Annotated in this window: 15 protein-coding genes and 1 pseudogene; 8 read left to right on the forward strand and 8 right to left on the reverse strand. The window is 62.4% G+C overall.

Features of this window, described 5'->3' with window-relative positions:
* Positions 1–15: 15 nt before the first annotated feature.
* Entirely contained in the window at positions 16–1,062 is a 1,047-nt protein-coding gene (locus ACHMW6_RS13350) for a LacI family DNA-binding transcriptional regulator (RefSeq protein WP_395407579.1), read from the reverse strand.
* 211 nt (positions 1,063–1,273) lie between these two features.
* On the opposite strand from ACHMW6_RS13350, the gene ACHMW6_RS13355 reads away from it, so the two are divergent.
* From ACHMW6_RS13355 to ACHMW6_RS13370, 4 genes are read left to right on the forward strand one after another with little or no spacing between them, the layout of a single operon-like run.
* Positions 1,274–4,132: a TonB-dependent receptor gene (locus tag ACHMW6_RS13355; RefSeq protein ID WP_395407581.1), complete on the forward strand. Its 2,859-nt coding sequence runs from the start codon at positions 1,274–1,276 to the stop codon at positions 4,130–4,132.
* A gap of 29 nt (positions 4,133–4,161) precedes the next feature.
* Positions 4,162–5,289: a glycoside hydrolase family 88 protein gene (locus ACHMW6_RS13360; protein ID WP_395407582.1), complete on the forward strand. Its 1,128-nt coding sequence runs from the start codon at positions 4,162–4,164 to the stop codon at positions 5,287–5,289.
* Positions 5,286–6,602: a BNR repeat-containing protein gene (locus ACHMW6_RS13365; RefSeq protein WP_395407583.1), complete on the forward strand. Its 1,317-nt coding sequence runs from the start codon at positions 5,286–5,288 to the stop codon at positions 6,600–6,602. Before ACHMW6_RS13360 ends, ACHMW6_RS13365 begins: the two co-directional genes overlap by 4 nt.
* Positions 6,603–6,617: 15 nt before the next feature.
* Positions 6,618–6,866 carry a DUF3297 family protein gene (locus tag ACHMW6_RS13370; protein ID WP_395407584.1) on the forward strand — a complete coding sequence of 83 codons (249 nt, stop codon included), beginning with the start codon at positions 6,618–6,620 and terminating at the stop codon, positions 6,864–6,866.
* 1 nt (position 6,867) lies between these two features.
* Here ACHMW6_RS13370 and prsT read toward each other — a convergent pair whose 3' ends face one another.
* Both prsT and ACHMW6_RS13380 read right to left on the reverse strand, forming a co-directional pair.
* Entirely contained in the window at positions 6,868–8,601 is a 1,734-nt protein-coding gene (gene prsT / locus ACHMW6_RS13375) for an XrtA/PEP-CTERM system TPR-repeat protein PrsT (RefSeq protein ID WP_395407585.1), read from the reverse strand.
* Complete coding sequence (locus tag ACHMW6_RS13380) at positions 8,577–9,629, reverse strand: tetratricopeptide repeat protein (RefSeq protein WP_395407586.1); 1,053 nt, start codon at positions 9,627–9,629, stop codon at positions 8,577–8,579. Before ACHMW6_RS13380 ends, prsT begins: the two co-directional genes overlap by 25 nt.
* Before the next feature lie 193 nt (positions 9,630–9,822).
* Between ACHMW6_RS13380 and ACHMW6_RS13385 the strand changes: the two genes are divergently transcribed.
* Positions 9,823–10,599 carry a hypothetical protein gene (locus tag ACHMW6_RS13385; RefSeq protein WP_395407588.1) on the forward strand — a complete coding sequence of 259 codons (777 nt, stop codon included), beginning with the start codon at positions 9,823–9,825 and terminating at the stop codon, positions 10,597–10,599.
* Complete coding sequence (locus ACHMW6_RS13390) at positions 10,599–11,015, forward strand: hypothetical protein (RefSeq protein ID WP_395407589.1); 417 nt, start codon at positions 10,599–10,601, stop codon at positions 11,013–11,015. Before ACHMW6_RS13385 ends, ACHMW6_RS13390 begins: the two co-directional genes overlap by 1 nt.
* Here the strand turns inward: ACHMW6_RS13390 and ACHMW6_RS13395 are convergent, their stop codons facing one another.
* Complete coding sequence (locus ACHMW6_RS13395) at positions 11,016–11,936, reverse strand: M35 family metallo-endopeptidase (RefSeq protein ID WP_395407590.1); 921 nt, start codon at positions 11,934–11,936, stop codon at positions 11,016–11,018. It abuts the gene before it with no gap.
* Positions 11,937–12,410: 474 nt separating this feature from the next.
* Between ACHMW6_RS13395 and ACHMW6_RS13400 the strand changes: the two are divergent.
* A pseudogene (locus ACHMW6_RS13400) lies at positions 12,411–12,458 on the forward strand (hypothetical protein); the annotation flags it as partial.
* 123 nt (positions 12,459–12,581) lie between these two features.
* On the opposite strand, the gene ACHMW6_RS13405 reads toward ACHMW6_RS13400, so the two are convergent.
* Positions 12,582–12,884, reverse strand: coding sequence for a hypothetical protein (locus ACHMW6_RS13405; protein ID WP_395408814.1), 303 nt, complete (start codon positions 12,882–12,884; stop codon positions 12,582–12,584).
* A gap of 1 nt (position 12,885) precedes the next feature.
* On the opposite strand from ACHMW6_RS13405, the gene ACHMW6_RS13410 reads away from it, so the two are divergent.
* Positions 12,886–13,407, forward strand: a complete 522-nt coding sequence (locus tag ACHMW6_RS13410) for a hypothetical protein (protein WP_395408815.1) — start codon at positions 12,886–12,888, stop codon at positions 13,405–13,407.
* 395 nt (positions 13,408–13,802) lie between these two features.
* Here the strand turns inward: ACHMW6_RS13410 and ACHMW6_RS13415 are convergent, their stop codons facing one another.
* From ACHMW6_RS13415 to ACHMW6_RS13425, 3 genes are all read right to left on the reverse strand, one after another.
* Positions 13,803–14,438, reverse strand: a complete 636-nt coding sequence (locus ACHMW6_RS13415; RefSeq protein ID WP_395407591.1) for a hypothetical protein — start codon at positions 14,436–14,438, stop codon at positions 13,803–13,805.
* A 70-nt stretch (positions 14,439–14,508) separates the two neighbouring features.
* Entirely contained in the window at positions 14,509–14,775 is a 267-nt protein-coding gene (locus tag ACHMW6_RS13420; protein WP_395407592.1) for a universal stress protein, read from the reverse strand.
* The gene (locus ACHMW6_RS13425) at positions 14,709–15,002 is read right to left on the reverse strand and encodes a universal stress protein (RefSeq protein ID WP_395407593.1); all 294 of its coding nucleotides are present in this window, start codon (positions 15,000–15,002) and stop codon (positions 14,709–14,711) included. Before ACHMW6_RS13425 ends, ACHMW6_RS13420 begins: the two co-directional genes overlap by 67 nt.
* Between the last annotated feature and the right edge of the window lie 8 nt (positions 15,003–15,010).

Below are 15,010 nucleotides of genomic sequence, written 5' to 3' on the forward strand. Positions count from 1 at the left end.
GCGTGCCGCATATTGTCAGGCGCGGACGGGGCCCGTGGAATTGCGCACCACCAGCTCCACCGGGAAAGCAATCTTCACGGCGCCGGCTTCGCGGCCCTGGATCAGTTCCACAACTTCGCTGACCGCCCGCGTGGCCATCGCGTGGAAAGGCTGGCGCATGGTCGTTAGAGTAGGGTAGACGTAGCTGGAGGTGGGAATGTCATCGAAGCCGACCACCGAAATATCCTCCGGCACTTTCAGGCCCTTGCTGTTGATGGCGTCCATCGCGCCAAAGGCCATTTCATCATTGGCGGCAAAGATGGCGGTGGGCGGCTGTTCGAGAGCCAGCAGCTTTTCGGCGGCAGAGAAGCCGCCCGGTTGCACGAAGGCGCCGTTGACCATCAGCGACGGATCGGCGCTCAGTCCCGCGCCCTGCAGCGCATCCAGATAGCCGCGTTCACGCTCGCCGCTCTGGCCCGTGCCGGGATTCCCTGCAATGAATGCGATGCGGCGGTGGCCGAGCGAAATCAGGTGTTCGACGGCGATACGCGCGCCAATGCGGTTTTCCGGCACCACTATCGGCATGTCGAACTGTTTGGCGTCGAAGCAGACCAGCACGGAGCTAAGCTTTTGCTGCTCCAGGTTTTTCAGGAAGCTGTCCTCCGCGGTCGGCATCACGACCACCAGGCCGTCGCACAGCTTGGTCAGCATCTCGCAGGTTTCGATGCGGCCCGGACTATCGAAGCGTTCGGCATTGAAGACCAGCATATCGTAGCCCTGGCTGCGGGCCTCGTCGCCGATGGCGCGGATGATCTCGTGCAGCACGACCGGGCCATAGCTGTTGACGAAGACGCCAATCAGGTTGCTCTTGTCGCCACGCATGCGGCGGGCGAGCTTATCCGGGGTGTAGTTCAGTTGCGCGGCAGCGGCCAGGATTCGGGCGCGCGCTTCTTCCGAAACATAGCCGACCCCGCGGATCGCGCGCGAGGCCGTAATGGGAGCGACGCCGGCGATCTTGGCCACCTCGCTGAGTTTGCTCGTCTTGCGCATATTGGTGATTATTTCACTTTGGAATGTGGTCACGATACCACATATCCGGTAGCCGATTGCATCTATTTTGTCAGCAAAATCAGACACTTAACTTGTGGTTTCGCTCATGTTGCTGATCATTTTGTGTGTGGAGATAGTATGTGGTAACGTGGTCATATGCCTGTTGTATGATGAGTTAGGCATGCAAACTATTAGATAAAAAACATCACGGAGACCAAATGAGAAGAAGATTCTTGCTACCGTCTTGCCGCTCGCACTGGCTGCGGCCTACGGAAACAATGCCGCCGCGCAGTCCGCAGCAGCCGCCGATTCGCCGGGCGCCGCCGCGCCGGCAGCAGCGGACGGCCAGGCCGCCGAAGCGCAGGCCGAAGCATCCAATACCGTGGTTGTCACGGGCTTCCGTTCCAGCTTGCAGAAAGCGCTGAACCTGAAGCAGCAGGCCATCGGCGTGCGTGATTCCATCGTAGCGGAAGACATCGGCAAATTCCCTGAATCGAACGTGGCTGAATCGCTGCAGCGCGTGCCGGGCGTGATCCTGAACCGCGACGAAAGCTCCGCCGAAGGCCAGCGCATCTCGATCCGCGGCCTGCCGACCGAGTATTCGGTAACCACGCTGAACGGCGCGCCGGTCAACACCACGTCCACCTCCACCATCGGCAGCGCGGCGCGCGGCTTCAACTACGACGTGTTCGCGTCCGAACTGTTCGGCCGCGTGGACTTCTACAAATCGCCGCTGGCTGAACTGAGCGAGGGCGGCCTGGGCGGCGTGGTGGACCTGCAATCGCCGCGTCCCTTCGACAATCCGAAGCGCACCGTGCGTTACGCGGTCAGCGGCTCCTACAACACGACCTCGGAAAAGGTCGATCCGTCCGGCTTCGCGCTGTTCTCCAATACCTGGGGCAACTGGGGCTTCCTGATCGGCGGCTCGCATTCGAAGTCCGTCAATAACCGCTCCGGCTTTGAAGCGACCGGCGGCTATAACAGCTCCTTCAACGGCAGCAAGAGCCCGGTGCAGGGCAACTTTGCGCTCGCGCTCGATTACGCCGACCCGCGCGCCAACCTGTCCGGCTATACCCGCGACCAGATCGATAATGCCTGGCTGCCGCGTATCTACCGCTTCTATGGCTCGTCCAACGAACGCCAGCGCGACGGCCTGGTTTCGTCCGTGCAGTTTAAGAACGGCAACTTCGACTTCAGCCTGGATGGCATGTATTCCAAGCTGCAGAACTCGCGCGATGAGCTGTATTACGGCATCCTGGTCCGCAACAGCAAGACCACCGACCGCAATGCAGCTGCAGGCCAGGCGGGCCACAGCGGCTTCGTGCCGCTGAACGTGAAGATCGATCCGGCCACCAACCTGCTCACCGGCACTTTCGGCAACACGTCCTACAGCAGCGGCGTGACCTATACCGAAGACGAGACCAAGTTCGGCTACATCGCCGCCAACGGCAAGTGGACGCCATCGCGCGATTTCTCGCTGACCGGCCAGCTGAGCGCCAACAACAGCAAGGCCACCAGCTACCAGGACACCCTGTCCGGCCAGATCTTTGGCGTGGATTCGACCATCGATTACGGCAGCGACCACGTATACCCGTCGATGTCCTCGCCGATCGACTACACCAACCCGGCCAACTTCTCCGGCTTCGGCATCGGCACCGGCTGGACCCGCGAGACCGACAAGGGCCGCCAGGGCCGCGTGGTGGCGGACTGGGATTACGGCCTGTGGGGCGAATGGAAGGGCCACCTGAAGGCAGGCCTGGTGTATGTGGACACCACCAAGGGCGTCAACAAGCGCAATGCCACGACGGACATGACCACCAAGCTGAATCAGCTGGGCAATGCAGGCCTGCGCGCCGGCATGACGGCCGATCTGCCGATCAGCAACCTGGATATGGGCGCCGGCTGGCCGCACCGCTTCGGCACCTTCACCCGCGACTACACCTACAGCACCTTCGACCCGCTGGCCTTCAACACCGCAGCCACCTTCACGCCGGCGCAGAGCTTCACCGCCGAAGAAAAGGTGAAGACGGCCTTCATCCAGTCCGACTTCAAGGGCGAAGTGGCGGGCCACGGCCTGCGCCTGAATGCGGGCGTGCGTTACTCGAAGACCGAAACCGATATCGACAACTTCAAGCGCACCGGCACGGGTAACACCTATCTGCCGAACTCCGAAGGCGGTGAATACAGCAATGTGCTGCCTGCCGTCAGCGGCGCCTTCGATGTGACGGAAGACCTGATGTGGCGCGCTTCCTACGGCAAGACCATCAGCCGCGCTTCGCTGTCCATCATCGCCGCGCAGACTGTGATTCCGAACCCCTTCGACAATACCGCCACCGCCGGCAATCCGAGCCTGCGTCCGCAGCAGTCGAAGAACTTCGACACCAGCCTTGAATGGTACTTCCAGCCAGGCAGCCTGCTGTCCGCCGGCTACTTCCGCAAGAAGCTGACCGACGCCACCGTGGCAAGCACCACCCAGACCACCTTTGGCGCCCTGGGTCTGCCGGATACCGCGCTGGGCGCAATCTTCTACGGCTCGAACGGCAAGGTCGATCCGAACCTGCCAATGACGCTGCGCACCTATGGCAACGCGGGCGAGCAAATCCTGAAGGGCTATGAGCTGGCTTACCAGCAAGCCTTCACCTTCCTGCCGGAGCCGTTCAAGGGCATGGGCGCGCTGGCCAGCTTCACCCATATCGATCCGTTCAACAGCCAGAAGTGGATCACCAACGCCGGCAAGGAAATCGAAGTCAACTCGGTACCGAAGTTCGCATACAGCCTGACCACCTACTACGAGAACAGCAAGGTGGCGATGCGCCTGTCCTGGAACTACAAGGGCCGTTCGCTGCACGGCGACAATCCGAAGAACAACGGCGATGACCTGATCCGCTGGCGCGCGGCCCGCGGCTACCTGGATGCCAACTTCACCTACAAGCTGAATGAGAACCTGGAGTTCCGCGTCGATGCGATGAATCTGTCGAACACGCTGTCCTACGACTACTTCGAAGACGCCACCGGGAAGTATGGCAGCGGCAAGGATACCCGCATGGACTATGCGAAGTACGACGGCCGCACCATCAAGTTCGGCATCCGCGGCAAGCTCTGATCGGATCATTCATGACGAGACGTCTTTGCTTGAAACTCGCATTGGCCGGTCTCGCCGCCCTCGCGACGGGCTGCAGCACGCAGCCTGCCGCACCGGCGGCCGATACGCGGGCCCAGGTGCTGTCTACCCTGGAACGCGCCAACAACTACTGGCAGCGTAACAACGCACCGGAAAAGTGGGCGTTCTGGGATGTGGCGGCCTATCACACAGGGAATATGGCGGCCTACGGGCTGACCGGCAATGAAAGCTGGCGCGCCTATTCCACGGCCTGGGCGAACCACAATCAGTGGATGGGCGCGAAATCGAACGTGAAAGCCAGCTGGAAGTACCAGTATGGCGAAACGGACGATCACGTGTTGTTCGGCGACTGGCAGATCTGCTTCCAGACCTATGTGGACCTCTACAACCTGGACCCGGCGAAGGACCCGCGCAAGATCGCCCGCGCCCGCGAGGTGATCGAGTATGAAATGAGTACGCCCAACAGCGATTACTGGTGGTGGGCCGATGGCCTGTACATGGTGATGCCGGTGATGACGAAGTTGTACAAGGTCACCGGCGAGCGCCGCTACCTGGACAAGCTGCAGGAGTACTTCAGCTATGCGGACAAGCTGATGTACGACAGCGAAGCGGGGCTATACTACCGCGATGCCAAATACATCTTCCCGAAGCACAAGGCGGCCAATGGCGGCAAGGACTTCTGGGCCCGCGGCGATGGCTGGGTATTCGCGGGCATCGCGCGCGTGCTGGCCGACCTGCCGCAGGACCATCCTTCGCGTCCTCTGTTCGTGGAGCGCTTCAAGCGCATGGCCGCCGTGCTGAAACCGGTGCAGCAGCCGGAGGGCTACTGGACCCGCAGCATTCTCGACCCGGCCCAGGCGCCCGGTCCGGAAAGCAGCGGCACGGCTTTCTTCACCTACGCCTACCTGTGGGGCATGAATAACGGCTATCTGGACAAGGCCGAATATGCTCCGGTGGTCGCGCGCAGCTGGCATTTCCTCAGCAAGGTCGCCCTGCAGCCGGATGGCAAGCTGGGGTACGTGCAGCCGATCGGCGAGCGCGCGATTCCGGGCCAGATCGTGGACCAGAATTCGACCGCGCCGTTTGGCGTGGGCGCTTTCCTGCTCGCGGCCACCGAGATGGCGCGCTACCTGCAATGAGGACACGCCGGCTCTTCATCGCGGGCGCCGCAGCGGCCTTTGCTGCGGCGGCGCTGGCGACGGGCGTGGCGACGGCCGCGCAGCCGCACCTGGTCGATATCGCGCCGGCGTGGGCGGCCAATTCCGTCAACGCCGTCCCGTTCCGCAAGAACTCCCTGGTCACGGAAGGCGGCTGGCAGTACGCCGCCTTTTACGACCAGGACCATTATGTGGTGCTGGCGAAGCGCAAGTCCGGCGCCGCGCAGTGGGAAATCCACCGCACGCCATACCAGGGCAATGCGCGTGACGCCCATAACGCCATCAGCATCATGGCCGACGGCGCCGGCTTTCTGCACGTGGCCTGGGACCATCACAATTCGCCGCTGCGTTATGCGCGCAGCGTGTCGCCCGGATCGCTGGAGCTGGGCGCACCGCAGGCGATGACGGGCAGCGAAGAAGGGCGCGTGACCTATCCCGAATTCCACCGCCTGCCCGCTGGCGGCCTGCTGTTCCTTTACCGAGACGGCGGATCGGGCAACGGCAACCTGGTCGTCAACCGCTACGAGGGCGGCAAATGGCGCCGCCTGCATGGCAACCTGATCGACGGCGAAGGCCAGCGCAACGCCTACTGGCAAGCCTTCGTGGACGGGCAGGGCACGATCCACGTTTCCTGGGTCTGGCGCGAATCGCCGGACGTGGCCAGCAACCATGACCTTTGCTACGCCCGTTCGCGCGACGGCGGCAAGACGTGGGAGCGCTCGGACGGCAAGCCTTATGCGCTGCCCATCACGGCGGCCAGCGCCGAATACGCGGCCCGCGTGCCGCAGAAGCATGAACTGATCAACCAGACGTCGATGTCCGCTGACGTGCAGGGCCGGCCCTATATCGCGACCTACTGGCGCGACGATGGCGGCGCCGTGCCGCAGTACCGCATCGTCTATCTGGGCGACAAGGGCTGGGCGACGGCCACGCTCGACTTCCGCAAGACGCCGTTCAAATTGGGCGGCGGCGGCACCAAGAAAATCCCGATTGCGCGTCCGCAGATCCTGGCCGCGCGGGCAGGAGGCGGGCCCGGACTGCTGGTCTTCCGCGACGAAGAGCGCGGCAGCAAAGTCTCGGTCGTCATGCTGCGCGACCTGGCGAAGCGCGACTGGCGGGTGAGCGACCTGACCACCACGTCCGTCGGCGACTGGGAGCCCAGCTACGATACGGAATTGTGGCGCACGAAAGGAGAGCTGAACCTGTTCGTGCAACCGGTGACGCAGGTGGATGGCGAAAAGCTCGGCGCAACGCCGCCGCAAATGGTGCGGGTGCTGGAATGGCGGCCGGACTGAGATATAATGCGCGCCATGAACGATACTACCGAACGCCCAGCGCTGCCCGACCGCCTGTCGGTCGATCCGAGCAGCAAATACCATGTCCGCGCCGTGCTTGAGCACGCGATCGGCATCCGTTTCAACGACAAAGAGCGCACCGATGTAGAGGAATACTGCATCAGTGAAGGCTGGATCAAGGTCGCCGCAGGCAAGTCCCTTGACCGCAAAGGCCGCCCGATGCTGATCCAGCTGAAGGGTAAGGTCGAAGTCTACTACGTCTGATTCACTGCAGTTTCTGCAACAGCGCGCGCGCTTCGTCCGCCTGGGCGAAGCGCGTGTCGCCGGACATCAGCTGTTGCAGTTCCTTGCGCGCACCCGCCTTGTCGCCGGTCCTGAATAGGCCGACCGCCATGTGATAGCGGATATCGCGCGCCTGCGGCGCCTGGATGCTGGCCTTCTGCAGGATCTGCACCCCGCGCGCCGCGTCTCCCTTCTCAACCAGAATCCATCCCAGCGTATCCATCACCACGGGCTGTTCGCCTGCCACGCGGTAGGCTTCTTCCGCGATGGGCAGCGCACGCTCGTCGCCTGCCTGCTGGTAGGCCCAGGCCAGGTCGTTCAGCGCCGTCACATTTTTCGGTTCGCGCTGCAGGGTGAGATTCAGGTGCTCTGCGGCCTGGCGGTACTGCCTGTCCGCCAACAGCGTCTCGCCCTTGTAGAGCTGCGCGCGCACATCATCCGGATGTGCGGACAGCCATTGCGCCAGCGTGCGGGCCGCATCCTGCTGCCGCCCGGCGGCACGCATCGCATTGACGCACTTGATCATCAGCTCCGTGGACTTCGTGAGCGCATACGCCTTCTCGTAGGAAGCCAGCGCCAGTGCCGGTTTGTTCTGCGAAATCAGGATGTCGCCTTCCAGCTGGTAGCCGGCGGATGCCTTCGGATAGTTGCGCTGCAGGCGGGATGCCGTCATCAGCGCCAGTTCGTGCGAACCGCGGCGCACATACAGCTCCGCCTGCGCCAGCTGGGCCGCGGGGAAATCGGGCTGCATGGCCAGCACGGTTTTCAGTGTGTCTTCGGCGGCGAGATGCTTGCCCATCACGATCTGCAGCGCTGCGACCTGCATCTGCGCGTTGGCCGAACGGGGCAGGGCGACGGCCAGCTTCTTGTAGCTTTCCAGCGCTTCGGAGCGCTCGCCATTGGCCAGCTGGCTCTTGCCCAGCAAGTCCAGCAGGTCCGGATTTTCCGGGTGGGCCAGCTGGATCTTGCGCGCCAGCGTCAGCGCCTTCTGCTTGTCGCCCGTCACCAGGTACTGGGTGATCAGGCGCACGGTCGGCGCCACGGCGTCCGGCGCGGCCGCTACCGCTTTTTCCAGCCATTGCGTGGATTCCGCTACCTTGCCGTCGGCGGATGCCAGCGCCGCCAGCGCGGTCATGGCATCCGTGTGGGACTTGTTCTTTTCCAGGAACGACGTCAGGCGTGCGCGCGCCGCTTCCGGCTTTTTCGCCGTGATGTCCATCTGCGCCAGGGCGGCGGCAGCAGAGAACTGGGAAGGCTGCAGCTGCAGGGCTTTTTCAAAGCTCCTGCGCGCAAGGTCCGTTTTTTCCTGTGCCCGATAGACCATGCCTTTCAACTCCTGGACCACGGCATTCTGCGGCTGCGCGCGTTCCATGTCCTCGGCCGCAGCGAGCGCGCGCTCGTAATGGCCCAGCCCAAGCTCGGTGCGTACCAGCGCGATGCCGGCATAGGGCGACTTCGTATCCAGTTGCGCCGCGTTCCGCAGATCTTCGATCGCCTGGGCGTGCTCGCCCTTGCCAAGCTTGCTCAGGCCGAGCGAGGTGCGCAGGTTTGCCGCATTCGGAACGAGTGCTGCGGCACGCTGGAAGAATTCGGAAGCGCGCGCGAAATCCCGCACCTGCAGATAGGATTCGCCGGCCAGTGCCAGCAACTGCACGTCCTTCTGGTTGTTTTCCAGCGCCGGCGCCAGCACATTCAGCGCATCCGGGTGAATGGCCACTGCGCAGCAGGGTCGTCGCCAGCATCTTGCGCGCGTACTCGTTGGACGGATTCTTTTCCAGGTACTGGCGCAGAGTAGTTTTCCGCCTGGTGCAGCGAGCCCAGGTTCAGGTTGACGGCGCCTGCCAGCAACAGGCTTGGCATGTGGTCGGGCGCGGCGCTCAGCACCATCTGCAGCCCCTCCAGCGCAGCCGGGTAGCGTCCACGCGAGAATTCCAGCAGCGCCTGGGTATAGACCACGAGCAGGCTGCCGGGCGTGATCGCCCTGGCGGAATCGAGGAAGCCTTGTGCCTGGTCGAATTTGCCTTCCGACACGGCGGCGTACGCCTTGCCAAACCACGCCAGGCGGTGCGTGGGATTCAGCTTCAGCACTTTGTCGTAAAGCGCCATGGCTTGCGCGTTCTGGTTCCCGGCGCGCAGCAGGTCGGCCTTGAATTGCAGGGCGTCGGTGTCGTCGGGGCCGGCGGCCAGGGCTTGATCTGCATAATCGTGCGCGCCCGCTTCATCATGTTCGGCGACAGCGGCGCGCGACATGCCGATCAGGGCGGCCACGTGTTTCGGCTGCTTCGCCAGTACGGTCTCATACGCCTTGCGCGCCGCATCCAGCTGTTCCAGGGCGACGAAGGCATCGCCGCGAACCACAAGCAGTTCCGGCGCAGCGGAAGCCGCCGCCTGCTCCGTTTCGCTGATCGCCTCCTTGTACTTGGCCTGGTTCAGCAGGGCGCGCGCCAGCACCGGCATCGCTGCATGCAGCGGGTAGCCGGCTTCGATTGCGCGGCGAATTTCCTTTTCCGCCGAGGCGCCATCGCCGCCTTCGTTGTGCGCGACAGCCAGCAGCTTGCGCGTTTCCGCGTCGCCGGGAGATTTTTCGGCTGCGTTTTTGAGCACGATGATGGCGGCATTCAATTCGTGCTTGTCCTGGTAGGCGCGCGCCTCGGCCAGCAGCTTTTCGTGGGTTGAATCGTCGCAAGCCGCCAGAGCGGCGGCAGCGGCGAGCATGATGACGGATCGGGGGCGCAGGGCAAACATCTTTCCATCTTGGCACGACCCTCTCCAAAGTGCAACATCTCATGTATCATTGGTCACAAATTTCTTACTGTCGGAAAATATTACACTTCGGTAAACACTGGATTCGCAAGTGCTTGATTTCATTGCGAACAGGTGGCATGGCGCAAAAATTGCTTTCGTTGCCGCACATCATTAGTTGAAGGGGACTAGCAACATGAAATCGCTGATCAGCGCCATTTTTGCGCTGTGTACGCTACTGGCTGCGCACGCCGCGCAGGCCGGCGGCATTAGTGACGTGGGCTTGAACGCCTACTGGGGCGCGGACAGCCATAACCGCGGGGATGTGATCGGCGACAGCGACTACGATATCTCGGGCGCCACGATCACCCGCGTCGGCAGCATCCTGACCGTCACGATCAATACGAATTTCGCCGGCAAAGCGGGCATGGACTCGCAAATCACAACCGGCGGCATCGGTTATGGCGATGTATTCCTGGCCCAGAACTGGAATCCATTCGGCGCCGACTCGCACCACGTTGGCGATAACGCCTCCAACGGCACGAACTGGCAATGGGCCTTCAGGCTGGATAACCGTTACAGCAATTCCGGCGGCACGTTCAAGCTGTACGCATTGAACGGCACCAACGCGGAGGACACGCGCACTTCCGACTACTATATGAATTGCAATGGCTGCGTATACCGCGACGGCCAGGTGACCGGGGTGAATACTTCGGCGGGCAGCAAGGCTTCGTATCAGAACATCATGGGCAACTGGTCGGTGAGCACCGGACAGCTGAAATTCCAGATCGACGTCAGTTCCAGCGCAGCCCTCATGAGCTACACCACATTCGCCATGCACTGGGGCGAAACCTGCCAGAATGACGTTATCGAGGGTATTGCCAGCGTGGTGCCGTCGCCGGGCAGCCTGCCGCTGTTGGCCATCGGCCTTGGCGCGCTGATCGCCTTCCGCCGCAAGGGGCGCAGCGCCTGATGCGGGCAGCCGTGCTGGCGCTTGCCTTTGCGGCCTGCCTGCCGGCGCTGGCCGCACAAGCTATGCTGAAACTTAAAGCCACTTCCACCAAAGGGACCGTGCTGGTCACCGCGCAGTATGAGAACCGGGGCGCCGCTGCGGTACAGGTGCCGCGCGCGCTGGCGGCCGAAAAGGAATTGACCGGCCGCCTGTTCGATATCGTCGAAGCCGATACCGGCGCTGCCATCGAATACCAGGGCATGATGGTCAAGCGCGGCCCGCTGACCGCAGCCGACTACCTCACGCTGAAGCCCGGTGCCAAACGCAGCAACACGATCGACATCACGCGCAGCTACGCCTTCCTTCCGGGCGTCCACAGCTATCTCCTCAGCTTCGAGGGCGGGGCGCCCGTCGCCTTCACCCACGAAGCGAAGTAATCACTGCTGGGCGGGCGTGTTCTCGCCGAAGTACTCGTGCGAGTCCGCATTGTCGATCGCCTTGGCGGGATCACTGATCGCCAGGCTTGAGGCGGCGGACTGGCCGTAGGCCCAGTCATCCGTGCTGGCCACCACGTTGAAGTGGCTCATCTCGTGCACCAGGGTGCCGCCCTTGGAATCGGTGCCCGTCATCGGCGCGGCCCAGAAAGCCTTGCAGACATAGATGGTGTAAGGCTGCGTCGGATAGACATAAGCGTAGTAAGTCTTCTTGCAGCCGCAGTCCACCGTGACCGGCTTGGTGGCGAAGGCGTCCTTGATGGCGGCGAAGTGCTGCTTCACCGACGCATAGCGGTTGGCGTCCACCGTGCCAAACCACTTGGTGTAGCGCGGACCGGTCTTGTTCGACGACATATAGGCATCGCCGTCATTGGCCATCGACTGCGCGGCGTTCACCGCGGAAGCGATATCGGTCTGCTGCGCCGTCGTGCAGCGGTTGAAGGCCAGGCCCTGACCCCCGGACGGCGGCGGCGCCTTCTTCTGGATGCTGCCGCGCGGCTTATTGCCGTCCACCCAGACGGACAGCGCCTCGGACTGCAGCTCGCCGGACTGCTTGTCGTCGCCGCGCAGCATCTGGGCCGACTTGCCGTGCGCCTTGCTCTTGAAGCGCACCGTGTAGTCGCCGGTGATGCTCATGTCATACATCGACGACAGTTCCACCGTGGCGTTATAGGATTTCCCCGGCTGGAGCACATAGTAGTCATCATCCTTCGGCGCGCCGCGCTTGGCCAGCAGGCCCTCATACGGCACTTTGGCGCCGTCGCGCGTCACCTCGAACATGGATTGCTCGATCTCGCCAAACGGGGTCTGGTATTTCAGCACGTTGATCGGGGCGGACGAAGTATTGGTCATCGTCACCCGCACCAGCACTTCATCATTGGGCCCCAGGGTTCGTTATCCATGCTGATGGAGGCCACCAGGCCGCCCGGTGCTGCATTCGGCGGAGAAGCAGATGGCTGCCGCGAACATCGTCAAGCCGAATTTCAAACGCATTTTCGTCTCCAGAAAACGGTGGTTGGAAGACCATCCTCACACGGATTCCGGCGCCCCGTAAACGTGATTTCGCCTTAGCCGCCCGGCCTTGGGCATCGGCGCAACGGTTTTGTTCCGAATAAAACAATGGCTATGCGAGTGTTAAGAATGAGACGCGCAAATGTTGCTTTCGATAAACAAGTTTGTTGTCTAGTTGGTCAGAATCTTTCATACTTGTGCGGCAATGCAGCATGTACTTCTTTAAGAACAGGAACTGTCATGAACCGCTTTGAACACATCACCTATTACGGTGAGCTGGCCAAGACCGGAGTTGCACCGCGCGGCGAACTGCCGGCGGACTTCACGATGAACTCCCCGGTCGGCATCGCCCGCGACAACTACGGTCACGCGTGGGTCTGCGACACGGGCAACAGCCGCATACTCGTCTTCAGCGCCGACCTCGATCATCTGCTGCACGAGATCCACGCGACGCCAGGCGGCTCGGACGCCGGCAAGCGGCTGCTGATGCCTTTCCATCTATGCCCCCATCCCGAAGAAAACCTGATGTACTTCACGGACATGGGCAATGGCCGCATCGTCGTCTACGGCTACGATGAGGACAATGTGGACTACAGCTTTGCCTTCGGCGATGCGGCGGATGGCATCAATGGCAAGGATTTTGCGCCGCTCAGCGATCCGAATGGCCTGACCATCGTGCGCGAAAAGGATGGCAACCACTATCTCTACGTCTGCGATGAGTTCTTCCACACCGAAGGCGATGACCGCAGCCGCTGCGTGAAATTCACGCTGGACGGCAAGTTCGTGCTCCAGTTCCCGCACCGTGCAGGACCCCGACCACAAGCACGACCTGCTCTGGCCGCAGGGCATTGCGTCCGACGAGCAGGGCCGCCTCTACCTGGCCAACACCGGCTACTACCAGGTGCTGCGCATCGATACAGCCTGGCCGGTAAAAGGACGAGTGGTGCAGTCGCCGGACGAGGCGTCCATCCTGCACAGCTTCGGCAATCCGGCCGGCATCGGCAAATTCAACGTGATGCGCTCCGTCTGCGTGATTGGCGACAAGGTCTTTGTGCCGGGTCAGGTGGACAATGCGATCACAGTCTATAGCGCGACCAGCGGCAAGCTGCTGGCGACCATCGAGGGCATGCTGCCGCTGTGGAATGCCAAGCCACAGGCGGTGCATTCGATCTCGGACTATGTCTACAGCGCGCTGGAGGATGCGGTCTTTGTCGGCCCTTACCAGCTGGCGCCCTCCATGCAGCCCAATGTCTACTACATCACCGAACCCTTCGCCTCCACCGTGCTTAAAGTGCGCCTGCCGGCCACGCTGGATGGCGGATGAGGATGCCGTGCTGCTGGATGCCGTCGGCCACCGCCGCGACAGCAACTCGGTGGAGCTGAAGACTTCGCAGTTCAATTGCATGTCCGCCGTGATCGGCGTGGACCCGCACCGCAAGGGCGGGGGCTCGGCGCTGCCCGTCAAGAACTGGCTCGACGGCTGGGCCTCTGCCACGGCGAGCGTTTACCAGTACTGGTACGACCAGGTGCGCACCCACAGCGGCTTCGACCCGCTGGCCGGCGTGGGTACCACCTCGTATAACCTGGACTCGGGCAACTGGTGCCTGAAATCTTTCGACACGGCCGCCAATCCAATCGCGCAGCTGACGAATATGATGCGCGGCTTCTTCGCGCCGGGCGACCTGGCGATGGCGGTCGTATTATCCGTCGCAGCCGCTGTTAGGCCAGGTTTGCCCCGGGACGCCGCTGGTCTTCATCACCAACTTCAACACCAGTTCGGTGAGCATGTACCAGTACGGCCCGAAAGGCCACCTGCTCAACTACGGCATGCCCTTCGGCCGCGAAGGGGAGGGCGGGAACGGCACGCTGAAGGCGCCGCAGGGCCTGGAAGTGAACCGCCACGGTGAAATCTTCATCGCCGATTCGCTGAACAACCGCATCTCCAAGTGGCAACTGCAGCCCAGTGGCATGGTGCAGTTCGTGAAGAACTTCCGCTGGCAGGAGAACGGCAAGGATCTGGAAACCTTCGCGCCCTGCGATGTGTCGATCGACGACCAGGACCGCGTCTTCGTCTGCGACCAGTTCAACAACTGCCTGCGCGTGTTTGACCGCGACGGCAATAGCCTCTGGAGCTACGGCAAGGCGGGCTATTGCGACGACCTGGAAAAAGACCACGACAAGTTCTTCCTGCCCGCCAGCCTGTGCGTGGACGAAAAGAACCGCCTCATCGTCAATGACCTGGTGAACCGCGCCTTCAAGGTTTTCGAGATAAAGGAGGACACGCTGGAATATCAGCGGCGAGCTGGCCTTCAAGCGCCACCCGGATGTGGGCGGCGTCTGGATGCCGTTCTTCATCTATGCGCGTGGCGGCCGGCTGTATGTGCCGGACACCACGTTCAACGTCGTCAACGTCTATTCATACTGACTAGTGCGGGCGGAACACCAGCACCGGTACTTCGGTATTCATCAGGACCCGGTGCGTTTCGCTCCCCAGCAGCATGCCCTTCATGCCCTTGTAGCCATGGGTGGCCATGGCGATCATGTCGCAGTGCCCATCCCTGGCTGCCGCCAGGATGGCTTCATACGGGTGGTCCGAGCGCAGTTGCGCGGTTTCGCAAGGCACGTTCAGGTCCCGCGCGGCGTCGGTGGCGGCAGCCAGCATGGCCATGCCTTCGGCTTCGGTCGCACGCATATAGTCGTCCCGCGAATCCCCAAACTGGGCGGGATGGACGGGGAAGGCATGGTATTCCGCAGCACGTGCAGCGCGGTGACGCGCGCGCCAGCCTCCTGGGCGAACTTCATGCATTCGAGGATGGCTGCGGAAGAGGCGGGAGATCCGTCGGTCGGGAAAAGAATATGCTTGAACATGATCGGCTCCTTGCTGAATACATGGACGGCAATGCTAGAATTGCCTTCCATTACAGTCT

Origin of the sequence: Pseudoduganella sp. UC29_106 (assembly GCF_044055365.1) — a bacterium.
In the GTDB taxonomy this organism is placed as follows: Bacteria; Pseudomonadota; Gammaproteobacteria; order Burkholderiales; family Burkholderiaceae_D; genus Rugamonas.